The sequence below is a fragment of the Nonomuraea sp. NPDC004186 genome, from assembly GCF_053603495.1.
In genome coordinates this window covers 1-22,883 of sequence record NZ_JBSGFQ010000162.1, presented here as the reverse complement: position 1 = coordinate 22,883, position 22,883 = coordinate 1, and the positions used below count along the sequence as shown (strand labels likewise).

Below are 22,883 nucleotides of genomic sequence, written 5' to 3'. Positions count from 1 at the left end.
TCGGCCGGCCGGGGGCTGTGGGCGCCCCCGCGGGCGCCCCCCGCCCCCGGGGCCCCCCCCCACGGCCGCCGGGGGTTGCGCGACGCGCTCCCCCGGTTGCCCCGTGCCCTGGCGAACCGGCGCCGGCTTCCGGAGACTGTCGAGACTGCCCGCAGGTCCTTGGGTATCCCCTTTACGTCAACGGCTCCGGCCGACCAGTCGTCTCGCGGATGACCTTGTGGAGGGTCAGACCGGAGCGGACCAACGCCGCCATCCGGCCCCCCAAGCACCGCATCAACGGTCGACCAGCGACAACAACACTCCGCAACTGTGCCTTCGAACGGGGCGGTAGTCGTCGTTGACGGTGGATCACCGGATTGGCGTGGTAGAGCGCGTACTGGCAAAGCGGGATGCTCACGGTGTCGGCCGGTCAAGGAGCCGGCGGTCCTAAGCACGCGCCGCATGATCGTCCGGGGCGATATCGAGAAGACGCCGCAGCGTCGCCGGCTCGCGGTCGAGGGCGTACACGGCGGTGCCCGGAACGAGGAGCAGGTCTGGGTCGCCCTCGAGCGCGTGGCCAGCGGAGATGACGCACTGGGCCGTGACGCTGACCGCCGTGCTCGGGCTGGCCAGTTGCGGTGGGGTACCCCCGTACCTGCAGGCGGCGATCGTTCCAGGGGGCATCCGGACCGCCGTGCTGAGCTGATCAACGGGTACGGCTGCGCGTCTTGCCACACGGTGCCCGGCGTGCGCGACGCGCAGGGCCTGGTCGGGCCGCCGCTCGCCTCGTCGGCACCTACGTACATCGCCGGTGTGCTCGTCAACACCCCCTCGAACCTGCAGCGCTGGATCCGCTACCCGCAGGCCGTCGAACCGGGCACCGCGATGCCCGACCTCGGCGTGACCGAGCAGGACGCCCGCGACATCGCCGCCTACCTGTTGAGCCTGGAGCGAGACCGATGCGACTGCGGCTGCCCCACGTACGTACGTACGCGCGCGGTGCTCGCCATACCCGTCGCGGTCCTCGTCCTGGTCGCCGCGCTGACCGCCACCGCACGGCGACCGTTCTCTCCAGTGCCGGACGGACGGGCGGCTGCCGCGGCACCTCCTGAAGCAGACCCGCTGGCCCGGGGCAAGAATGCCATCACCGCCTACGTCGCCTCGCTCGGCAGCGGGCCGCCGATCCCGACCGTGGGCAAGGGAGACCCGCGGCGGGGACGGACGCTGTGCCTCGCGTCCTGCGCCTCCTGCCACTCCTCGACGGCGGCCGGCGCCACCATGACCGGAGACGTCTTTGCACCGTCGCTGCTCCAGTCCTCCCCCACCCAGGTCGCCGAGGCGGTCCGGCTCGGTCCGGGCGCGATGCCTCCCTTCCCGGCAGGCAGACCAAGTAGCCGGAAAGGGGCAGTAGCCACTCCTGACGCCATCTGTAGGGCAGGTGTCTGGGCTATTCGTCTACGGTCAGCTTGTCGATGGCCCCTTGGCGGTCTGCGTCGGTGGGAAGGGTGTAGCGGCGGGCGGTCTCAAGGGAGTGGCCGAGCAACGCGGCGATCGTGTCGCGGGCGGCCGGTCACGGGCGGCCGGTTCGGTGAGCGGGTCGCCGTCGAGCGCGGCCTGGTCGAGCCAGAGGAGGTACTGGCGCACCCGGGAGAGGTGGTTGCTGACGGTGTCGCCGTCGAGCGGAGAGCCAGGTTTGGTGAGGTCGGCTTCGTAACGACCGAAGGGCGCGGCGTACTGCTCGGGCCGGTTGTCGCGTTGCGATCCTCGGCCCCCTTCCGGATGACGTCGCGTGGCTGCTGGTGACCAGAGTCCGGGAGGAGAGCGAGACGGACCGCATCCGCGATGTCCTCACCGACCGGTCGCGCTCCCAGCTAGGTGGCGGGGATGGGGCTGTCCAGCCTGGAGAACCAATCGATGGTTCTCCGCAGGCCTTCTTCCGCCCCTACGACAGGTCGCCAGCCCAGCTCGGTCTCGGCCAGGCCGGTGTCGGGCCTGCGGACGCTCGGGTCGTCCACGGGCCTGTCGATGAACTCGATCGGTGACGACGAACCCGCCAGCTCGCGGATGAGGCCGGCCAGCTCCACCATCGTCAGCTCGTCGGGATTGCCGATGTTCACGGGCCCGGCGAAGTCGCTGCTCGACATGCGCAGGATGCCGTCCACGGTGTCGTCCACGTAGCAGATGGAACGGGTCTGGCTGCCGTCGCCGGTCACCGTGATCGGCTCGCCCGCCAGGGCCTGCCTGATGAAGGTCGGGATCGCCCGGCCGTCGAAGGGCCGCATCCGGGGCCCGTAGGTGTTGAAGATGCGCACGATGCCGGTGTCGACACCGTGGGAGTTGCGATAGGCGGTGGTCAGCGATTCGGCGAAGCGTTTGGCCTCGTCGTACACGCTGCGCGGCCCGACGGGGTTCACGTTGCCCCAGTACGTCTCGCGCTGCGGATGTTCGAGCGGGTCGCCGTAGACCTCGCTGGTGGAGGCGAGCACGAACCGGGCCCGTTTCTCCTTGGCCAGGCCGAGCGCGTGCAGCGTGCCCAGGCTGCCGACCTTGAGCGTCTCGATCGGGTGCTTGAGGTAGTCGGCAGGCGAGGCGGCCGAGGCGAAGTGCAGCACCAGGTCCACCTCGCCGGGCACGTGCACGAACGCGGTCAGGTCGCACTCGACGATCCGCAGCCCCGTATGGTCCAGCAGGTGTTCGAGATTGCGTGGGGAGCCGGTGAGGAAGCTGTCCATGCAGACGACCTCCGCTCCCCTGTCCAGCAGCTTCTCGCACAGGTGGGAGCCGAGGAACCCGGCTCCTCCGGTCACCACGACTCGCATCGCGCCATCACCTCGATCACCTCGTCGACTCCGATCTCCAGCAGGCCGGCATCGGGCTCGCGTCCGTGCGGGTCACCGGTGCCGCCCTTCCACAGCACGATGTGCGGCCCGGCGGCGGGCGGTCCCCACAGCGCGGGAGAGACCGGCCCGAACAGCAGCACCGAGGGGGTGCGGTAGGCGGTGGCCAGGTGCCCGACCCCGCTGTCGCCGCACACCACCAGCCGGGCATCGCGTACCAGCCGGGCCAGCTGCCGCACATCCGTGCGGCCGGCGGCGACCCTGGCTCCCGTGTCGCCGGCGACGCGCTCGGCCAGCTCCCGCTCGTCCGCGCTTCCCGTGACGACCACCTCCCTCCCTCGGGCGCGCAGCGCGGCGACCACCGCCGCGTACCGGTCGGCGGGCCATCTCCTGGACGGGGCGGCCGCGCCGGGATGGACCACCACGGGCCCGCTCCTGTCGCCGCGTCCGAAGTACAGGTCGGCCGGGTCGGCCGCGATGCCGTACCACTCCAGCAGGTCGCACCACCGACGCACCTCGTGCACGTCCGCCCGCCACGGCGGGCCCTGCCCGCCGTGGGTGAGCAGCAGCCCCGGACGGGTCGCGCGCAGCGCTCGCGTGCTCTGCGGGCCGCTGCCGTGCAGGTTCACCGCCACCTCGGGCCCGCCGTACGGGACGGGGCCGGGACCCCGCACCTCGATCACCTCGTCGACGGGCAGCAGCGGTGCCAGCGCCGGCGGCCCGGCCAGGACGAGCCGGCGGGCGGGGAAGGCGCGGCGCAGCGCCCGCAGCGCCGGGACCGCCGTCAGCAGGTCACCGAGCCCGAGCCCGCGCAGCGCCAGCACGTCTAGGGCCACGAGGTTTCCGCGGACGGGCAGACGACCAGCTCGCGTACCTCGCAGCCGAGCGGCTGCGAGAGCGCGAACACCACGGTCTGCGCCACGTCCTCGGGCCGGTTGAGCTTGGCGTCAGGGCCCGGCTTGTACTGCTCGGGCCGCCCGTCGAAGAAGTGCGTCGCCATCCCACCGGGGACCAGCATCGTGACCCCGACCTGACCGGCCAGTTCGGCGGCCAGCGCCCTGGAGAAGCCCACCACGCCGAACTTGGCCGCGCAGTAGGCCGTCGCGTCGCTCACCGCGCGCAGGCCCAGCGTCGAGGCGCAGGTCACCACCCGCCCGGAGGACTCCAGCAGGTACGGCAGAGCGGCCCGGACGATCGCGGCCGTCCCCATGAGGTTGACCTTGATCACCCGGTCCCAGTCATCGGCGGATACGTCCTCCAGCCGGCCGCAGGCGTCGATCCCCGCCGCAGTGACGACACCGTCGAGGCCACCGGCCCGCTCGGCCAGCTCCCGCACCGCGCGTTCGGCCTGGCCTCGGTCGGCCAGGTCGGCGACCGCGTGGTCGAACCCGTCGGCGGCACGCAAGTCCACCACGAGCGGCCTGCCTCCCGCCTTGGCGACCGCCTCGGCTACGGCGTGACCGAGGCCCGACGCGCCGCCAGTGATCAGAATGTCTCCAAGCATCGTTTCCTCCTCATGCCGCCTGCATCGCGGCGATGATCCCAGTCGTGGATCTACCGGGCACAGTGGCCAGGACGACCGTCTCCGCGCCCACTTTCCGCAGTGACGCCGCCTCCGGCAGCTCTCTCCCGGAGTAGTCGCCGCCCTTGACCCACACGTGCGGCCTGAGCCGCTCGATGGCCTGGGCGGGGGTGTCCTCATCGAAGATCATGACGGCGTCGACGCATCCCAGGGCACCGAGTATCTCGACTCTGTCCCGCTGGCCGACGACCGGACGGTTCGGGCCTTTGAGCCGCCTGGTCGAGGCGTCGGAGTTGACGCACACGATCAGTGCGTCGCCTAGCGCTCTGGCTCTGCGCAGCAGGCTCACGTGCCCGGCGTGCAGGATGTCGAAACAACCCCCTGTGGCGATCAGCCGTCCGCCGTTGGCCCTGACCAAATCGGCGACCTCGGCGGGAGTACGCGGTCTGTCACCCATCTGCGCGCCGGCCAGCCTGATGGCCGCGGCTCCGCCACCTTCGACGAAGCTGGCGGCCTCTCCGACGCCGAGGGCGACCGCATCCTCCACCGGCAGCCGGTCACGCAGTGCCAGCGCCGCCGCCGCCGCGAACCTGTCTCCCGCGCCGCACACGTCGCGGCCACCGCCGAGCACGGGCGGCGGGATCCTGCCGTGGTGGCCGCCCCCATGCGCGAACACCGCGCCATCGGCGCCGAGCGTCACCACGACCGCCTGCGCGTGCAGAGCCTTTACCAGGCGGCGGGCCGCCTCGTCCGGCCCGATGTACGGCGGCGGGCACAGGAGCCGGGCCTCGCGCTCGTTGGGGGTGACGAGCGTGCACCCGTGCAAGGGGCTCGGGCCCTTCGGATGCGGATCCCACACGATGGGCGCGTCCACCTCGCCAAGCAGGCCGAGCAGCGAGCCCGCCATGCCTCTGCCGTAATCGGAGACCAGCACCGCGCCCGCCGTCCGGAGAACGGAGCGGACCGTGCGGGCCAGCGCGCCGTCCAGGCCGTCCGCGGTATACCCGTCTCCGGTGTCCAGACGCACCAGCGTCTGCCCGGCCACCCTGACCCGGGTTTTACAGACGGTGGAGCCGCGCAGCGGCAGGCGTACGACCCGCAGCCGGCCGTTCAGCAAGGTTTGCAACGTGCGCCCGCTGTCGTCGTCGGCCAGCGCCGTGACCAGCACCACCTCCGCTCCGTCCCTGGCGGCCAGCAGCGCCGCCAGCCCCGCTCCGCCGGGTCGTGGACGTCTCGCCTCGACGTCGACAACGGGGACGGGCGCGTCCGGTGCGAGCCGTTCGGCGGTTCCCTCGATGTCGACATCCAGCAGCATGTCGCCGATGACGACCAGCGGTCCGGTCACGCGCCCGCCTCCTCGATCGCGTAGCAGAGGAGGTGGAGCATGGCCAGGTGCACCTCCTGGACGGTGGCCGTGTCCGTGGCGGGCACCGCGACCACCTCGTCGCTGATCGCTGCCAGCGGGTTTGGCGTCCTGCCCGTCATGGCCCAGGTGATCAGTCCGCACTCGCGCGCCGCCCGGGCCGCGGACAGCACGTTGCCGCTGGCACCGCTGGTGGACAGGCACAACAGCACGTCGCCCTGGCGGCCGTGCGCGCAGACCTGCCTGGCGTAGACGGCGTCGGCGCCGAAGTCGTTGGAGATCGCCGTCACCGATGAGGTGTCCGCGTGCAGCGCGATCGCCGCGTAGGGGCGGCGTTCCCCCTTGAACCTGCCGACCAGCTCGGCCGTCAAGTGCTGGGCCTCCGCGGCCGAGCCTCCGTTTCCGCACACCAGCAGCCGTCCGCCACCGCCCAGAACGGCCGCGAGCTTGCGCCCCCACGCCTCCACGGTCGGTGCCTGATCCGCGCTCATCGACAGCGCCTCACGCAACATGGTCAGGTGCCTGTGCATGTCATCCCCCTCACCTCGGCGCCCAGCACGGCGCGGTAGACGGCCTCGGTCTGCTCGGCCACGCGCGACCAGCCGTACCGTTGCCTGGCTCGGCGCGCCCCTGCGGCGCCGAGCTCCGTAGCCCGTTCCGGGGCATCGAGAAGGTCTTTCAGCGCCCGGGCCAGCGCCTGTGGCCGGCGCGGCGGAATCAGCACGCCGCAGCCGTCGACCGTGTCGAGATGGCCGCCCACGGCCGAGGCGATCACTGGCACGCCGCAGGCCATCGCTTCCAACGGCACCATGCCGAACGGCTCGTACCAGGGCACGGTGACGACCACGTCGGCCGAGCGCATCAGTGCGGGAACCTCGTCGTGCGGCACGCTGCCGAGGACCTTCACCCGGTCGGCCAGGCCGTAGACCGTGGCCAGGCCCGACAGTCTGCCCGCCTCGGGCTCGTCGGCGGAGCCGCCCGCGATCAGCAGCTCGGCCTCCGGCACCTTGCGGAGCGCCCGCAGCAGGGTGTCGACGCCCTTGCGCGGCACCAGCCGGCCGATGCTGAGCACCCGCGGGCGCGTGCCCTTGGCCGCTCGCGGACCTTCGGGGGTGAAGCGGCCCAGGTCCACTCCGCAGGGCACGATCGAGATGACGTGGTCGGGCACTCCCATGGCGCGCAGCTCGCCGACCTCGTCCGAGCAGGTGGCCAGCACTGCCGCCGCCGCGCGGCCGATCCGCCGCTCGGCGTCGATCCGGCATGCCGGGCTGGTGTCCGCGCTACCTTGCCAGCGCCGCTTCACGGTGCCCAGTGCGTGGAAGGTCTGCACGACGGGACGGTGGCCCGCCGCCAGCAGCGCGGCGATGCCGCTCATCCAGAAGTGCGCGTGCACGATGTCCGGTGCCCGCCGCGCCCAGGAACGTGCCAATTGCTCGGCGAAGGCGGGCATGTAGGTCGGCAGGTCGTCCTTCGGTATCGGCACGGCGGGCCCCGCTCGAACGTACTCGACCCGCACCCCAGCGGCCATTGGCGCGCTCTCCGGCTGGCTGGACGAGCTGCGCCGGGTGTGGACGACCACGTCGTGACCCCGCTGCGCCAGAGCCTGCGCGAGCGCGGCGACATGGACGTTCTGCCCGCCCGCGTCGACTCCGCCGATCGCGGCCAGCGGGTCGGCATGCTCGGAGACGAGATCGATCTTCATGAGATCAGTTCCCTCACTGCCTTGACGACTTGCGCGGCTGTGACTCCCGTCAGACACGGATGGCCACCGATCGGGCATATCTGCGCCCGCGTGTCCTTGCACGGCCCCTCCTGGTCACCGAGCAGCACATACCGCACTCCGTACGGGGCCCAGCGCGCGGCGGGCACCACAGGGGAGAAGAGGCTGACCACCGGGGTGCCGACAGCCGCGGCCAGGTGGGCGGGGCCCGTGTTGCCCGCCACCAGCGCACAGGCGTCGCGGAGCACGCCGGCCAGCTCCGGCAGGCTGGTCAGCCCGCCGAGATCGATCGCGTGACGTCCTGCCACCCGAGCGGTCAGCGCGCGTTCGTCCGGACCACCGGTGACCACCACCGCGAAGCCCTCCTCGGCCAGCGCCTCGACCGCCTCCTGGTGGCGGGAGGGCGGCCAGGCACGGGCCGGCGCGGTGGCTCCTGGATGGACGACGACATAGCCGGGCGGGCCCACCGGGCTCGGCGGCGGCGGAGTGATGGCCAGTGCGCCGCTGTCGACCGGTTCGAAGCCCGCGGCTCTGGCCACCGCCAGCATCCGCTCCGCCTCCGGCAGGTGCCTGGTCTCGTCGACCCGCACTCTGACGTCGAGCAGCGAGCCGGGGTAGTCCTCACTGATCGCGGTGATCCTGCCAACCCCGCGCAGCCTCAGCAACAGCGCGAGCGGCAGCGCCGACTGATGGAAAGAGGTGAGGATCACCGCCTCGTCGGCGTCGGGCAGCGCGTTCATGAGACTGTCGACGTGCGCGCCCGAGACGCGCGGAGGATCGGCGTCGATCCACGGTGCCCGCCACTCGATGACGCGGTCGACACCGGGCAGGAGCTCGGCGGCGGCCCTGCCCCGCGGACCGGCCAGGAAGCTCACCTGGCCGGCGTACGCGCTGACCGCGCGAACGGCCGGACCGGCGAGCAGCACGTCACCGATGCTGTCCAGGCGAGCCACCAGGACGGCGCGACTCACCGGCGCTCCCTCAGCTCACCGCGAAGCCGGTGCAGGCAGGCGACGGGCGGGATGACCACACTCGTGACCACCATCTTGATCATCTCGGCGGGCGTTCGCGGTCCCGGCGCGACCCGCTCCCACGCGAAACGCGCGGTGAGCGCGGTCCAGCCCGTCGCCGCGAGGAGCGCGGCACCCTTCACGGTGCGGCCGCCGGGCCGCTTGACCGCGGCGGCCAGGCCGATGGCGACGGCGGACAGCCCCAGCGCGGCCGTGACGGCATGCCTGGGCAGCAGCCCGCCCGCCCCGATCCGCGACCGCCAGCCGGGCCCGTGGATCCTGCGCATCAGCGCGTCGTCGGCGTTGCCTCGCTGGAACCGCACGCTGGCCCAGAACCCGTCGTCCCGCACCGGGTGCCGGGTCACCCGCTCCCCCTTGACCAGCCGGAAGCCGGCCGCCATCACTCTCAGCGCGAGATCGGCGTCCTCCCGGTAGGCGCGGGGGAACCGCTCGTCGAACCCGCCGACCTTCTCCAGCGCGGTCCGCCGGTAGGCCATGTCCGCGGTGATCCACTCCGCGCTCGCCAGGGCGGCCGTGTTGCGCTCCGCGTCCGTCGGCCGGCGGCCCTCCGGCAGCGGCACGTGGATCCTGCCCTGGCTGCCGCCCACGTCCTCCGGCAGCTCCGCCAGGTCCTTGATGACCGCTTCCAGCCACCCCTCGGCGGGCACCACGTCGTCGTCGAGGAAGACCACCCAGGGCGTCCGTGCCTGTCGCCAGCCCTTGTTGCGTGCCGCGGCGGGTCCTCTGCGCTCGGTGTCCGCCACCACGATAACGGGCACGCCCTTCGGAATGGCGTCGGCCAGGGAGGCCCGCCCGATCGTGGGGATCACCACCGTGATCACGCCGGCCTCCGCACCACGAACGGCCCGATCACGAGCAGGTCGACCGGCGCGGAGCCGAAGCACTCCAGCGCGTCCCTCGGCGAGTCGACCATCGGCCGTCCCGCCGTGTTGAGGCTGGTGTTGACCACGACGGGCAACCCCGACAGCGCCTCGAACCGCTCCAGCACCCCGGCCATCAGCGGATCGCTCTCCGGCGAGACGGTCTGGATGCGGGCCGTCCCGTCCACGTGCACGACGGCGGGGATCCGTTCGCGCCACTCCGGCCGCACGTCATGGACGAACAGCATGTACGGCGAGGGCACCGGGCCCCGGCCGAAGATCTCCCTCGCCCTGGACTCCAGCACCATCGGCGCGACCGGCCGGAACTGCTCCCGGCCCTTGACGTCGTTCAGCCGCTCGGTGTTGCGGACGTGGCCGGGGTGGGCCAGCAAGGAGCGCCGGCCCAGCGCGCGCGGGCCGTACTCGCTGCGGCCCTGGAACCAGGCCACGATCTTGTCGTCGGCCAGCGCCGCCGCCACCTCGGCGGCCAGGTTCTCCGGCCGTGCGTACGGCACGCGCGCGACGTCCAGCCACGCGGCCACCTCGTCGTCGCTCCAGCAGCGCCCCAGGTCCGCGCCGCGCATGGGCGCGGCGGGCTCGCCGTGCTCCTGGGCCAGGTGCAGGGCACCACCGAGCGCCGTGCCCGAGTCGCCGGCGGCCGGCTGCACCCAGATGTCCTCGAACGGCCCCTCGGCCAGCAACCGGGTGTTGGCCACGCAGTTGAGCGCCACGCCTCCGGCCATCGCCAGGCGCCGCGCGCCCGTCCTGCCGTGCAGCCAGCAGGCCAGGTCGAGCAGCACCTCCTCCAGCCGCGTCTGAACGCTGGCGGCCAAGTCCGCGTGGTCGGCGGTCCACCTCTCCCCGCCGCCGAGCCTCTTGGCGAAGCCGCCCCAGTCGATGGGCTCGACCCTGAAGCCGCCTTCCGGCGTGGCCGTGACCAGTTCGCGCAGCACGTCGAGGTGCCGGGGCGTGCCGTAGGAGGCCAAGGCCATGACCTTGTACTCGTCGCTGGAGCGCATGAAACCCAGGTGCTCGGTGACCTCCTCGTACATCAGGCCGAGCGAGTGCGGCAGCTCCTGCGCGGCGAGCGTGGTCAGTTCGCCGTCCCGATAGTGGCCGGCCAGGTGCGAGACGGACTCGCCGCGGCCGTCGCACACCAGGACCGCGCACTCCTCGAACGGCGCCGCGAGCCCCGCCGAGGCCGCGTGCGCCACGTGGTGCGGCACGAACCGCACCTGCGCCGGGTCGAGCCCGGGCAGCGCCGTGGCCAGGAAGCTCGGGGCCCTCGTCGCGTACGTGGTGCGCAGGTCCTCCCACGGAGCGCCCGTCTCCTGCCGCACCAGCGAAGGATCGTAAGAATAGGCGACCGCGTCGAGATTCTCGGGCCGCAACCCGGCCTCGGCGAGACACCAGGCGGCGGCCTGCTCGGGCAACTCCCAGGCCGAGAACGGAACGGGCCGCTTGCCATGCTTGCGCCGGCTGAACCGCTCCTCTTCCGCGGCGGCGATGACCTCGCCGTCCACCACGAGGGCGGCGGCGGGGTCGTGGAAGACCGCGTTGATCCCAAGGAACCTCATGGGGGAATCGCTACCGAGCGCAGCGGTCGTTAAACGCAAGGTAGGAGGGGCAGCCGTCTCTCACGTTGACGCGACGGCCAGCCGCGGCCGGGCTTTTCGGACGCGACGAAATCTTGAAAGAGGGCGCGTATGAAAATCCTGGTCTGGCATGTGCACGGCTCATGGACCACCTCATTCGTCCAGGGCCGTCACACCTACCTCGTCCCTCTCACGCCTGGCCGCGACGCCGACGGCAGAGGGCGGGCGCGGACCTTCGACTGGCCCCCCTCGGTACGCGAGGTGCCCTGGGACAGGCTCGCGAACGAGCATGTCGACCTCGTCGTCTACCAGCGCCCGCACGAGATCGAGCTGGCTCGTGACTGGCTCGGCGGCTCCGTGCCCGGCATCTACGTCGAGCACAACACCCCCACGGGCGACGTACCCGCCACCCGGCACCCGCTCGCCGGCCAGTCAGCCATTCCGCTCGTGCACGTCACCCACTTCAACGCGCTGTACTGGGACAACGGCATCGCCCCCGTCCGCGTCATCGAGCACGGTGTGATCGATCCCGGCCACCGCTACACCGGAAAGCTGCCCCGGGCCGCCGTGGTGATCAACGAACCGGTCCGGCGCACGCGCGTGGCGGGCACCGACCTGCTCGCCGCCTTCGACGTACCACTCGACGTGTACGGCATGAAGGCCGGAGATCTGCCGTACCCGTCGTACGACCTGCCACAGGCCGAACTGCACGCGGCCATCGCCCAGCGGCGCGCCTACCTGCACCCCTACCGGTGGACCTCGCTCGGCCTCTCGCTCATCGAAGCCATGATGATCGGCTTGCCCGTCATCGCCCTCGCTGCCACCGAGGCGATCGAGGCAGTCCCGCAGGAGGCCGGGGTGCTGTCCACCAAGCTGTCCGTGCTGGTCGAGGCACTGTCGGAGTTCGTCGGTGATCCCACCCTGGCCGGCCGGTACGGCAAGGCCGCCCGCGCGGCGGCGCTCTCCCGGTACGGCATCACGAGATTCCTCGACGACTGGGATGGCGTGCTCGGCGAATGCCCGCAGTGAACCTTTCGTCCGATGCCGGTCATGGAGAAGTCATGAAAACCCTCGACAGTCCCGTTATGTCCAAGACCCTGCGCAACATGCCGTGCACATGAGTCAGCACCATGCTGCCACCTGCTGCGACGAGGCACTTCTGCGCCTGGAGCAAGGCCTCCAGCCCGGTGGAGTCGCAGAAATCGAGGTCGGCGGTATCGATCGTCAGACGCGTGCAGCCCTTCTCGAGGGCGGTGTCCCCTCATACAAGGAGCCACATCCATACAGGCTACGCCTCAGCGCTCCTGACGGCGGAAGCTGCGTTTACCACGAACGCTCCGGGTAGCCGGTCCTCCACAGCCCGTCTTCATCATTCCCCGAAGGGACGTGACCGGGTTGCAGCCTCCATGCGGTCGTCCTGGATCCTGTTTGCCGTGCCCATGCCGGGCAGGCGATGGAGTATGACAGTAACCAGATTTCAGGACCTGCCCCTTGCCGACCGCGATCGCGCGTGGGACGGTGACGCCGCCGACAAACGGGTGCGTGACTGGGCTGACGCCGAGGATGAGCCGGACGCCGCATACCGCGACGCTCATATCTGGTACGACGGCGACAAGCCCGAAAATTTCACCAGTTACAAGCTGCTGATCGCCGACGTCGTCGACGGCAGGCTCAAGGCCGTGCCGCGCGCCATCATGGCCGCCGGCAACATCATGCAGGGCGCTCGTGGTGGCATCGACCTCCCGACAGATGAGGTCGGCAGGGTCAAAGCCCACCTCGCCCGCTACTACGAGAAGATGGGTGACAACCCGCCGTGGGAGCGCTGACCGATGGTCCGCGGGAGCGGATGTGAGCGAACTGCGGCACAGTGACCCCGCGGAGCCGGGAATCGTCCGGCGGCGCAAGGGACGTGGGTTCCGTTACTTTTACGCGAGCGGGCAACCGGTCCGCGACCACCGTACCCTGGGCCGGATCAGAGCGTTGGTGCTGCCTCCGGCCTGGCATGACGTATGGATCTGCCGCTCAGCCGACGGCCACATCCAGGCGGTCGGCACCGACGCCGCGGGACGACGGCAATACCGCTACCACGACGCGTGGCCAGCCGAGCAGGACCGGATCAAATTCGACCGGGTGGCGAAGATGGCCGAGCGGCTGCCGCGCTTCCGCGAGCGCGTGGCTGGCCACCTCACCCGGCACGACATGTCACGCGAACGGGTGCTCGCAGCGGCGGCCCGGATGCTCGACATCGGGTTCTTCCGCGTCGGCGGGGAAACCTACGACACCTTCGGCCTCGCCACACTCCGGATGGAGCACGTCACCTGTGACAAAGATCGAGTGATGTTCTCCTACCCCGCCAAGGGCGGCAAAGCGCGCGAAGTTGAACTGCGCGACGCCGACGTGTGCAAGGTGGTCATCGCCCTCCACCGCACTGGCGAGAAAGGGGACCTGCTGCGTTACCAAGCTGACGGCGCTTGGGTCGACGTACGCAGCGACGACATCAACGACTATCTGCGCAAGGCCATGGACTTCGAGGTGACAGCCAAGGATTTCCGTACCTGGCATGCCACCGTCCTGGCAGCCGTCGGCCTCGCCGTCTCCGTGAGGGCTCGGAGCAGGACCGGTCGCCGGCGAGCGGTAACCAGGGTGATACGCGAGGTCGCCGACTATCTGGACAACACACCCGCCGTCGCCCGCGCCTCATACGTGGACCCCCGCGTGATCGCGGCCTATCACCGCGGCCACACCATCGACCGTTCCCTGACCAAACTCGGCTCCGACACCGAGGAAGGCCAACTGGCCACCCACGGGACAACCGAGCGGGCAGTCCTGTCCCTCCTGCACAACCCCGCCACGAAAGGCGGTTAGGCAGAAGCCGCCCGGGCAGACCGCGCAGCAGAATCCGCCCAATCGGTCGTAGCAGCCCTTGAGTAAAACTCTCGGGAGTTTCTCGGCGGATGGGAGTGGCTGGGAGCGGTGCTTGTCAGCGGAGGAGTGGCCACTTTCCTGATCTTCGGACGGCCGCACGGCGGCCGCGTGCCTGGCGCTGCCGGCCAAGGCGATGCTGCCGGCCGCAGCCGCGGGCATGCTATACGGAGTCCAGGACGTGCTGACCCGCGACTCGCTCGTCACCCTGGAGCGGGCGGGGCACGAGCCGGGCGCGCTGCTGGTCAGCTGGCTGCCATATACCCTGCTCGTGATCGCGCTGCTGGGCATCCTGCTCGACCAGAGCGCCTTCGACGCCGCCCCGCTGCGCATCTCGTTGCCCGCCATGGTCGCCGCCGAGCCGGTCATCGGCATCGTGCTGGGCATGGCAATCCTCGGTGAACGGCTGCGCGTCGGCCGAACCCAGGGAATCCGGGTGCCCGGCTCGCGGGAGGCGACCGCAGGCCCGCCAGGCATCGATCGCCTCATGAACGAGACGGAGACGCTCACTGCCCGCACCAAGGCCGGAGAGGTCGTCCGGAGTCGTGGAAGTGCTGTCCCTCATGTCCATGGACGCGAGCATGTCACCGAGCATCCCCGTCGCGCCTGCTTTACGGCTATGTGTCGGAAAAGGATGGGTGAGCTCGTTCAGGCCAACAGCTCCGGCTTGGGTGGCGTTCAGCGAAGACCAGACCGGCCGGGGCTTGCCGTCTACCGTCGGACGGGGTAGACGCCCAGGTCACGCCGTTCACACCAGGGCCCGGTATCCGATTGCATGGATCACGTCACAGCGCGACCTCACGGGCCGCCACACCGCGCGCTGTTGGCCAACGGGGAAACCTCCCCCGGCCGCTCCTTACGTACCATCCGGCCGGGCGAGCTCCCTGCTCCATGAAGAGATTCCGAGCCGGGCGCTCGGACGGGACACGGCAAGGAAGGAGCGCCGGATGCCGCTCGGCGCTGTGACACGCGCCACTGGCGTCCGCACGCCCTGGCCAGCCCTCCCCTCGACGACCGCTCAGCGGTCAGGGCCCTCTGCTCCACCGCCTTCGGGCGATCCAGTCAACCCTGCCTTTGGCCGCGCTGATGGTCAAGGAGCAGCACCTGATCAAGTGGGAGCCGTACATTCTCGAGCTCGTGGAACGGTCAAAGGACGCCGCGACCGTCCAACGCGTCTTCGGCGAACCGATCCAGCATGGCGACGTGGTCGACATCCCCGTGGCCAGAGTCACCCATGGCGGTGGCGGTGGCGGAGGCCAGGTGGACGGCGACGCGCAGTGGCAGCCCGCCCTCGACTACAACTGGATGGCTCTCGGCGGCCAGATTGTCGCGATCGTGCTGCTGACCCTGCGGAGCATCTTCAAGAAGTGGCGCCGCAAGCGTTGACCGAGGTGAGACGGCCGACGTGCTGATCGACCTGCTCGACACGGAGCCGCCCGGCCACGACCAGCTGCCCCCGGCGTCGACCTGCCGGTTCGGATGGCGCGGCCGGGCGGCTCCGCACATGCTGCGGGTCGCCGGAGACCTTGCCTACGCAGAAGATCGCCGGCCGGGCCGCGACATTCCGGCCTTCGCGACTCCCGTCCTCGGCCCCCGAGCCGTCACCACGACTCCTGCCAGGTCCCTTCGGGGATTCGGTAGAGGGCCCTGGTGGAAGTGACCCACTCCCGGTCGAGGAAGCGCCCGGTGATCCGGCCGACCATGCACAACATGAGGTGCACACACCGGCTGAGGTCGAGCGAATCGCCGAGCGCGATCCCGCTCGCGTACGGCCGATAGTCGGGAAGATCCATGTCTCCGCCTTCCTCGTACGGCGGAGTGACGTCCCCGACCTGTTCCCCGTCGTAGTAGAGGTTCACCGGTTCGAGTTCCTTGAGATGGTCGTTGTAGCGGATCTCAAGGACGCGTCGCTTTCCCAGGTTCCGTATGGCGGGGTGGTACGGGTAGAGCCCGCGGGCGAGAATGTGCGTCCATCCGGCCGAGTGCGCACCTATCCAGACCATTTCCCCGGATGAGGTCTGGAACGCCTCCGTGGCCGCCTCGAGGCTGCATTCCTGACGCGAGTCAGGGTCAACCCGAAGAAGCGCGCTCACCTCGTCTACGTTTCCGCTCTCCACCCAGAGCCCGTGAAAGAGATACTCAATCCGGTGTTCGACCAGCAGGCCCCACTGATCCTCAAGCGGGTACTCCTGAGCCAGGTCCGCCATCTCTCCTACCTCCAGACGCAGCGCGGGGTTGCCGGGCCTTCGTCTCGGCAACCCCGCCTGAGATATCGCTAACTCTATCCAGGCCGTCTGACTCTTAGTCCACGATCTTGACCCAGAACGGACTTTCGCTGGACACGCTGTGGTCCGGGTTGTAGGTGAGCAGACGATACTGGCTGTAGAAGTCCTGGAGCGCCGCTCCGTGCCTATCGTTGTGGCTGGTCCAGACCGCCTGCACGGAATAATTCAACCGGTCCTTGGCCGCACCTTCCTGCGTGGACGCGAACGGGTATTCATCACACCGCGTTGCTCCGATCCCGCGCTCGTCGTACATTTCTTCGTTGTAATACTTGCAGTAGTTGGAACCCCATGCGTCGCCCATGTAGAACTCGCGATCCGTCCCCTTGTGCACCCAGAACCGATGCCCGGAGAACACTCTCCGGTTGACGGTGTCGTTCCCGTCGGTCCCTCTCCATAGAGGAAGGCCCGCAGTGGTGCCCGGCGCCGCCGCGTAATTCCCTGGAATGGACTTGAACCGCTCAGTGCCCGTCTTCTCCCGCGCCGGCGGATATTCGTCGTCCCGATCGGCGGTCGTGTCTCCCAGGCGGTACGGCGGATTGGTGTCCGCGTTCTTGCCCTGGTCCAGAGCCTTCTCGATGTGGGCGATGACCTCCCGGAAATTGTGATTCTTGGTCTTGGACATCGTGAAGACCCTGTCTGCTCTGATGTAGATGCAGCCGCCGAAGTTGTGGCCCCTGAGCTCGCGCCAGTCACAGCGGAAACTGGGCGCCCATAGGTCGTTCGCGGGGACTCCGTGCCCCCATCGAACCACGCCCAGCCGTTTACCCTTCGTACTGAGGAGCTCCTGGTCCCACAGAGGCAGGTCGCCCTTCTTGCCCTCGTACGCGGTGATCGCCGGCATGACGGAGCACACGACGTTGTCCTTCTTGCCGGCCTCCGGCTTGGACGCCTCGAGCAGGTATTCGAGGTACGTTCCGCGCCAGGCCTTGATCGTCTTGTTCTGAGTCGCCGTGCCCTGTGTGATCTTGCAGGATGGCGACGTCCTGAGACCGAACTGGAGCTGCATGTCCTCCAGCTCGTCATCCAGTTCGGAGCGACGTATGCCGGTGTTGTAGATCCCGAAATCGGAGAACTTGAGCCAGAACTTCATGTTCTGCGGGCGCAGACCGTTGGTGCTGTCACCCCCTTCGTAGACCTCTCTTCCGTTGGCGCTGCCCAGATAGCTGTGCGCCACCCAGGTCGCGCGGAAGGAGAACACGTCGCCGGGGTGCAACTGATTCACCAGCATGGCAGGGATGCGGAGCTGCGGCGGGAACAGCAGGGTCCAGGCAGCCGGCTTGCGCTTCTTGACGCCGTCGTCATCCTCCTCTTCCCATCCCGTGTATCCGATCCACGCGGTCCAGCATGCGTTGTAGGGGCGTTCCTGCATGCGCGAGTAGGAATCGGTGAATCTGGGCGCCCTCTGGGTGGCGTGGCATTCCTCCAACGACGGGTGCTCGTAATCGAAGTCGCCGTCGACAAGCGCGGCCGAGGGCGCCGCGGAGGGCGCCGCGGAGGGCGCCGCGGAGGGCGCCGCGGAGGGCGCCGCCGGCCGGCTCGCCGCGGTCGCGGGGTTCGTCAGGAGAGCGGCGACCTCATCGGCGCCGAGCGGCTGCTGGAACAGGTTCACCTCATCGAGGTCGCCCCGCATCCTGCTGCCCAGCGTCATCGCGCCGTCCGCGTGCCACGTCGCGAAGCTCACCGGCGAGGTCTTGACCAGGTTGCCATTCAGGTACAGCGAGGTGGTCTTGGCCGCCGCGTCGTAAACGCCGGCCAGGTGGAACCACTCGCCGACCGGCGGTTCGACGTCGGAGAGCACTCCCTCGACCGTAGCATCGGCGGCATCGGCGCCGGTGAAGGTGAAGACCAGCCCGTGCAGAGGTTCGTTGCCGAGGCGGAAGGGCGCCTGGTGGGTGCCCTTCTGCTCGACGACGGTGTAGTCGCCGTCCTTGTCGCTCCAGCGCAGCCAGGCGGCGGCGGTGAAGCTCTGGTCGGTGCGGATCACCGGCCCGGTGGTTTGGGCTAGGGGTTCCTCGCCCGGCTGGGTGACGTCCACGGTGACCTGCTGCCAATCCGACCAGGCCGAGGACGCGTCACCGGTGAGGGCGCGCAGCCGCCAGCGCAGCTTCCACCCGTCCGTGAGCGTGCCGGCCGGGACGGCGATGCCCGCCTGGGTGCCGGAGGCGACGTCGTCCACGGCGCCGGCCCAGATCTGGCCGCTGCCCTGCCCGGAGGGAGCGGCCGGGTCGTGCTCGATCTCGGCTTCGGCTCGGACCGCCTGGCCGGTCGGGTGGGTGAGGGTGGCCTGCAGCGTGGGGGTGAGCCTGGTGGTCACCATGACGCCGTCCACCACCTTGGACGGTGTGATGGTCAGGCCGGTGGCGGTGGGCCTGGGCAGGCTGACGGTGAAGGACTGCCAGTCCGACCAGGCCGAGGCGGCGGTGGCCGAGACCGCGCGGGCCCGCCAGCGCACCTTCCAGCCGTCGGTGAGCGTGTCGGCCGGGACGGCGATGCTCGCCTGGGTGCCGGCCGGGACGTTGTCGGCGCCACCGACCCAGATCTGGCCGCTGCCCTGCCCGGTCGCGGCCGGGTCGTGCTCGATCTCGGCCTCGACCCGCAGCGGCTTGCCCGCCGGGTCGATCACCTGGACGAGCAGCGCCGGGGTGCGGGTGGGGGTGACGGTGGTTCCGTCCACCTGCTCGGATGGGGTGACCTGCAGCGCGCCCACGGCCGGTTCAGAGACCGGGTCCGGCACGTCCACGCTCACGGCCTGCCAGTCCGACCACGGCGAGCCCACCGTGGTGGCCGTGTTGACCGCGCGGACGCGCCAGCGCACCTTCCACCCGTCGGCGAATTCCCCGTCGGGAACGATGGCCGTAACCTGAGTGCCGGAGTCGGCGTTGTCCACGGCGCCGGTCCAGATCTGGCCGGTGCCCTGGCCGTCGGGTGCGGCCGGGTCGTGCTCGATCTCGAACTCGGCCCGCAGCGGTTGCGCGACGGGGTCGGTGACCGTGGCCCGCAGGGTCGGGGTCAGGCTAGTGGCCACGGTGACCCCGTCGATCACTTGGGAGGGGGTGACCTGGAAGAACGCCTGGTCCGGCTTGACCACCAGATCCGTACGGCCCTTCTTGGTGACCACGTCCGTGTCGGCTTGGCCGTGCGTGGCCGGAAGACCCTTGGCGCTGCCGTCCGACATGATCGGCCGAGTCCCGGTGGCGACCGTCTTCTTGTCCGTGCCCTTCAGCAGCAGTTGGCCGTCCTTGCCCTCGCTTAGGGTCAGGCCCTCGTCGTCTACGCCGATTCGCAGCTCCAGCGGCTTGGACGGCCGCTGGCGCAGCACCACCTCATGCCGGAACCCGCTCGGCAACGCCGTCACCACCAGATCCGCCCCGGCCCCCGCCGCGTCGGTGTAGGTGGCCACACTGCCCTTGACCGTCGGCTTGGGCAGCGGTGTCGGCCAGCGCAGCGCGTACGACTTGCCATCGGCGGACATTTTCACGAACGGATCCGTGCCACCGGCGGAGATGTCCACGACCGCGCCCTCGGCGAGGGTCTTGGGCCGCAGCTTGCCGCCCTGTTCGACCAGGGTGGTGTCGATCGGCACCCAGCCGCCGCCTTGCCTGGCCCGTACCGGACCGGCCGTGACCTCGGTCTTGAACGTCTTCCCGTCCGGCTGCGCGTGGGTGATGCTGGTCGAGGTGGTCTCGTCGGCGACCTCGACGGCCTTGCCCTGCTGGGCCGCTGCCCGGGAGGCGGCGATCCGCGCCTGCGACGGCGTATTGGAGATCGCGTTTCCGTTCTTGCCGGCGATCCATTGCGCGGTGTCGTTCAGGCTCGCGTCGTGACCATTGCCCGAGGAGTCGGCGGCCGTACGGCCGTTCCCCTCGTTGAACGTCCAGGTTGCCGCGGCCCGCCTCTCGGTGGTGAAAGACCAGCTGTGGGGGTTCATGGCGTTCTCCCGCTCGTCGATCGCCCCCGAGACCGTGGCGGTATAAGTGGTTCCTCCCTTCAGCGCCCGCTCTGGGGTGAAGGTGGCGACGGTCTTCGTGCCGTCATACGTCACCGCTCCCGTGATCTCGGCGCCGCCTGCGTCCTTGAGGATCAGCACGGCGTCTTCGACCGGCTCGTGGAAGGTGACCTTCAGCGTCGTCTCCACGGGCACGTCCACGGCTCCGTCCGGAGGCTCGACGGAGACCACCGTCGGCGCCCGGGTGTCCTCGCCGTCGCCCTCGTGGCCTTCCTCTGTGAGGTCGAGCTGATCCGTCTGGACCTCGTACGCCTCGCCGTCACGCTGTCCCGCGATCTGAGCGGCGAGCGCGTCGCTGATCGAGGCCTGGTCGCCGACTTCGGGCACGTAGATCGACCTGGCGCGGGCCTCCTCGTAGGAGGGGAAGCTCGTGATCGGATCCGGTGAGGTGAAGAAGAAGTCCTCGATGACCGGGGGTTCGGGGATCAGGAAGTCCACGGTGAGGATGGGCGGGTGCTGCTGGAACTTGCAATCCTCCAGCGGCGTGGTCGTGCAGCCGCCGGCGTCCTCGGAGGTGTAGCGCCGCCAGTTGCGCAGCTCGGACTCGTTGCCGGCGGTGAGCTGAATACCGTAGTTGGTGGCACCGTCGATCCACGACTGGACGATCTTGTTGAGCGTGTGGGTCAGGTTCCAGGCATAGGCCATGGAGCCGGTGCAGTCGTCGCCGTAGGCGCCCGCCGTACTCGGTGTCCGCGCCCGTGCTGGTGACGGACGGCTGGCTGTTCCAGTGCAGCGTCGTCTCGTCCCAGGTGGACGTGATCTGCCGCGCCGTGATGCCGGTGCCGACCGACAGGCCGCACTCGTTGGACTGGTAGTTCCACAGGTGCAGGTCGGCGTTGTCCACCTCGCTGCCCGCGAACTCGGCAGGGATGTCGGGAAACTTCAGGTAGCCGCGCCAGCGCTTGGCGATGTCGCTGGCGTAGGACTTGCCGACCACGATCTGGGTCTGGGTGAAGGTGTCCCAGCTATCCTTGTAGTCATAGTCGTTGATCCAGGTGTCCATGGCGCCGCCGTCCAGCCGCCACTGGCCGGTGTGCCCCTCCCACCAGTCCGACGCGGCGGCGGTCAGCGTCACCGGGTAGGTCGTCGCAGGGTCGGCCAGGAACGCGGCGTCCGGCGTGAACACCAGGGTCTTGCCGTCGTCGGCGAGCGTGACGGCGGCCTTACCGATCTTGCCCGCGTCGAGCGGGGCGCCGGCGTCGGCCTTGGCGTCCTGCAGCAGGGTCGGTCGGATCTCGGTGAGCGTCTTGCCGTCCTTGCCCACGATGACGGGCCGGCCGGCGGCGTTCTTCCGGAACGACAGTCCCTCGGGGAGGTCCATCAGCACTTGGAAGGAGACCTGGCCGGCGGGCCGTTCGGCGATGGTGATGCGCTGCCGGAAGCCGGTCGCGTCCGCGGTGACCATCAGGTCGCGGCCCTTGCCGTAGGCGCCCGGGTAGGTGGCGGTGTTGCCCTTCAGTTGCGGCTCAGGCAGTGTCGAAGGTGTGGTGATCTTCGCCGTGGCGCCGTCGGCCGCTGCTTCAGCCTCGGCCGCCCGGCTCTTGAGCAGGGTCTTGTCCCGGCCTGCGGACAGGACGAGGTCGCCGAGCGCGGCCTTGGGCTTGATGGAGCCGTCCGCCTTGACGAGGGTGGTGTCGATCGGCGTGAAGCCCTTGCCGTCGGCGTTCCTCTTCCGGATTGGCTGGGTGCTGAGCTCCATCCGGACCGTCTTGCCGTCCGGGTTGGCGTAGAAGGTGGTGCTCTCCGAGCGCATCGACTCGACCTCGACGCGCCGGTTCTCCTTCTTGGCCTGCGCCAGTGCTTTTCCGGTCGGCGTCGCGGGGGTGCTGGGGGGTGACGTCGTGGGGGGTGGGGTGGGGGTCTGTGCGATCGCGGGCGCGCTCATCAGCGAGAGCGGCAACGTCACAGCCGCGATCAGGGCAGCGCGCCGGCGCGTCCGGTTAGATAAACCGGACGCTGTACGTGGTGTGTTCACTCAGGCCTTTCAATACAAAAGCGACAAAACGGAGTGATCATGACATGTAGGTAAGCTCGGAGTAAAGATCTTGATTGGTGGCGGAGAAAGCACGCTCAGCGATCTTCAAGTTCGGGCCCTGATACCCCGCGACCAGCCATCGCGCCGCGCCGGCCGTTCGCCCCTGGCGGACCGTAAGCCTGGACAGGGGAATCCCGCTGATGCTCCCCCTGGCCGCCGGCCAAGCCCTTGTGGAGATCATGGTGTTACGGCGAACGGCCGGGCTTGATCTATGGCCGGTGCTCGTAAGGTGATCGCCATGACTTCTTTTGCGCAGATCACGGCTTTCGGTGGCGTGGTGCTCTTAAGACCGGCCGTGTGGTGACGATCCGCCCGCACCATGATCTGCAGGCCGCCGCTCGCCGCCAGGCCGCCACCGATCCCGCCTGACAGGAGGACTACCGGCGCTGGCGGCCCATGGTCGAACGCGCCGTGGCTTGGCTGGTCGCCCGCGGCAACCGGCGCCTGCGCTACCGCGGCGCCTACGCCAACGACCGCTGGCTCCACCACCGCGCCGCCGCTCTCAACCTCCGCCGCCTGATCAACCTCGGACTCACCCACACCAGCGGCATCTGGACTCTCAAACCGATCCCTGCATAGCAAAGAGGGTGAACCAGCTCATGCCGACCCACCCATCAAGATCTTCAGGACATCCCTAGTGTCCTGAGTCAGTAATTCGTCTAGTGTTCATGGTTATGGGGCGTCCGGGACCGAAGGTGGAGCCGCTGCATCTGACCGATGGCGAGCGG

At 69.8% G+C, this 22,883-nt stretch carries 18 protein-coding genes and 2 pseudogenes; 7 read left to right on the top strand and 13 right to left on the bottom strand.

Annotation, left to right across the window (positions count from 1 at the left end; all coding sequences use genetic code 11):
• Positions 1-681: 681 nt before the first annotated feature.
• Positions 682-1,782: a c-type cytochrome gene (locus ACWEPL_RS59220; RefSeq protein WP_452441894.1), complete on the top strand. Its 1,101-nt coding sequence runs from the start codon at positions 682-684 to the stop codon at positions 1,780-1,782.
• Positions 1,783-1,850: 68 nt separating this feature from the next.
• Here ACWEPL_RS59220 and ACWEPL_RS59215 read toward each other — a convergent pair whose 3' ends face one another.
• Genes ACWEPL_RS59215 through ACWEPL_RS59175 form a run of 9 tightly spaced genes read right to left on the bottom strand, consistent with a single transcriptional unit; the run spans position 1,851 to position 10,889 of the window.
• A complete protein-coding gene (locus ACWEPL_RS59215) occupies positions 1,851-2,798 on the bottom strand; it encodes a UDP-glucuronic acid decarboxylase family protein (protein WP_452441892.1) in 948 nt (315 codons plus the stop codon).
• The gene (locus ACWEPL_RS59210) at positions 2,783-3,652 is read right to left on the bottom strand and encodes a glycosyltransferase family 9 protein (protein WP_452441891.1); all 870 of its coding nucleotides are present in this window, start codon (positions 3,650-3,652) and stop codon (positions 2,783-2,785) included. The genes ACWEPL_RS59215 and ACWEPL_RS59210 overlap by 16 nt, the downstream gene beginning before the upstream one ends.
• Positions 3,643-4,320 (bottom strand): SDR family oxidoreductase, encoded by a 678-nt coding sequence (locus ACWEPL_RS59205; protein WP_452441890.1) that lies wholly within the window; start codon positions 4,318-4,320, stop codon positions 3,643-3,645. The genes ACWEPL_RS59210 and ACWEPL_RS59205 overlap by 10 nt, the downstream gene beginning before the upstream one ends.
• Positions 4,321-4,330: 10 nt before the next feature.
• The gene (locus tag ACWEPL_RS59200; protein ID WP_452441889.1) at positions 4,331-5,683 is read right to left on the bottom strand and encodes a PfkB family carbohydrate kinase; all 1,353 of its coding nucleotides are present in this window, start codon (positions 5,681-5,683) and stop codon (positions 4,331-4,333) included.
• Positions 5,680-6,231, bottom strand: a complete 552-nt coding sequence (locus ACWEPL_RS59195; RefSeq protein ID WP_452441888.1) for a D-sedoheptulose-7-phosphate isomerase — start codon at positions 6,229-6,231, stop codon at positions 5,680-5,682. The genes ACWEPL_RS59200 and ACWEPL_RS59195 overlap by 4 nt, the downstream gene beginning before the upstream one ends.
• Positions 6,216-7,403 carry a glycosyltransferase gene (locus ACWEPL_RS59190; protein WP_452441887.1) on the bottom strand — a complete coding sequence of 396 codons (1,188 nt, stop codon included), beginning with the start codon at positions 7,401-7,403 and terminating at the stop codon, positions 6,216-6,218. Before ACWEPL_RS59190 ends, ACWEPL_RS59195 begins: the two co-directional genes overlap by 16 nt.
• Positions 7,400-8,392, bottom strand: coding sequence for a glycosyltransferase family 9 protein (locus ACWEPL_RS59185; RefSeq protein WP_452441886.1), 993 nt, complete (start codon positions 8,390-8,392; stop codon positions 7,400-7,402). Before ACWEPL_RS59185 ends, ACWEPL_RS59190 begins: the two co-directional genes overlap by 4 nt.
• Positions 8,389-9,273, bottom strand: a complete 885-nt coding sequence (locus ACWEPL_RS59180) for a glycosyltransferase family 2 protein (protein WP_452441885.1) — start codon at positions 9,271-9,273, stop codon at positions 8,389-8,391. Before ACWEPL_RS59180 ends, ACWEPL_RS59185 begins: the two co-directional genes overlap by 4 nt.
• A complete protein-coding gene (locus ACWEPL_RS59175) occupies positions 9,270-10,889 on the bottom strand; it encodes a carbamoyltransferase family protein (protein WP_452441884.1) in 1,620 nt (539 codons plus the stop codon). Before ACWEPL_RS59175 ends, ACWEPL_RS59180 begins: the two co-directional genes overlap by 4 nt.
• 129 nt (positions 10,890-11,018) lie before the next feature.
• On the opposite strand from ACWEPL_RS59175, the gene ACWEPL_RS59170 reads away from it, so the two are divergent.
• Positions 11,019-11,936, top strand: coding sequence for a glycosyltransferase (locus tag ACWEPL_RS59170; protein WP_452441883.1), 918 nt, complete (start codon positions 11,019-11,021; stop codon positions 11,934-11,936).
• A 19-nt stretch (positions 11,937-11,955) separates the two neighbouring features.
• Here ACWEPL_RS59170 and ACWEPL_RS59165 read toward each other — a convergent pair.
• Positions 11,956-12,147: pseudogene (locus ACWEPL_RS59165) on the bottom strand (STAS domain-containing protein); the annotation flags it as partial.
• Between the two features lie 166 nt (positions 12,148-12,313).
• On the opposite strand from ACWEPL_RS59165, the gene ACWEPL_RS59160 reads away from it, so the two are divergent.
• From ACWEPL_RS59160 to ACWEPL_RS59145, 4 genes are all read left to right on the top strand, one after another.
• Positions 12,314-12,733: a hypothetical protein gene (locus ACWEPL_RS59160; protein ID WP_452441882.1), complete on the top strand. Its 420-nt coding sequence runs from the start codon at positions 12,314-12,316 to the stop codon at positions 12,731-12,733.
• 22 nt (positions 12,734-12,755) lie between these two features.
• Positions 12,756-13,772: a DNA topoisomerase IB gene (locus ACWEPL_RS59155; protein ID WP_452441881.1), complete on the top strand. Its 1,017-nt coding sequence runs from the start codon at positions 12,756-12,758 to the stop codon at positions 13,770-13,772.
• Positions 13,773-13,965: 193 nt separating this feature from the next.
• Entirely contained in the window at positions 13,966-14,559 is a 594-nt protein-coding gene (locus tag ACWEPL_RS59150; RefSeq protein WP_452441880.1) for a DMT family transporter, read from the top strand.
• A 344-nt stretch (positions 14,560-14,903) separates the two neighbouring features.
• On the top strand, positions 14,904-15,215 hold the full coding sequence (locus ACWEPL_RS59145) for a spore germination protein GerW family protein (protein ID WP_452441879.1): 312 nt from the start codon (positions 14,904-14,906) through the stop codon (positions 15,213-15,215).
• A gap of 215 nt (positions 15,216-15,430) precedes the next feature.
• On the opposite strand, the gene ACWEPL_RS59140 is transcribed toward ACWEPL_RS59145, so the two are convergent.
• The 3 genes from ACWEPL_RS59140 to ACWEPL_RS59130 all read right to left on the bottom strand — a co-directional run bounded on the left by ACWEPL_RS59140 (position 15,431) and on the right by ACWEPL_RS59130 (position 22,095).
• Complete coding sequence (locus tag ACWEPL_RS59140) at positions 15,431-16,036, bottom strand: hypothetical protein (protein WP_452441878.1); 606 nt, start codon at positions 16,034-16,036, stop codon at positions 15,431-15,433.
• A 94-nt stretch (positions 16,037-16,130) separates the two neighbouring features.
• The gene (locus ACWEPL_RS59135) at positions 16,131-20,447 is read right to left on the bottom strand and encodes an Ig-like domain-containing protein (protein ID WP_452441893.1); all 4,317 of its coding nucleotides are present in this window, start codon (positions 20,445-20,447) and stop codon (positions 16,131-16,133) included.
• Complete coding sequence (locus tag ACWEPL_RS59130; protein ID WP_452441877.1) at positions 20,380-22,095, bottom strand: DNRLRE domain-containing protein; 1,716 nt, start codon at positions 22,093-22,095, stop codon at positions 20,380-20,382. The genes ACWEPL_RS59135 and ACWEPL_RS59130 overlap by 68 nt, the downstream gene beginning before the upstream one ends.
• A 384-nt stretch (positions 22,096-22,479) precedes the next feature.
• Between ACWEPL_RS59130 and ACWEPL_RS59125 the strand changes: the two are divergent.
• Positions 22,480-22,734: pseudogene (locus ACWEPL_RS59125) on the top strand (transposase); the annotation flags it as partial.
• Positions 22,735-22,883 lie beyond the last annotated feature (149 nt).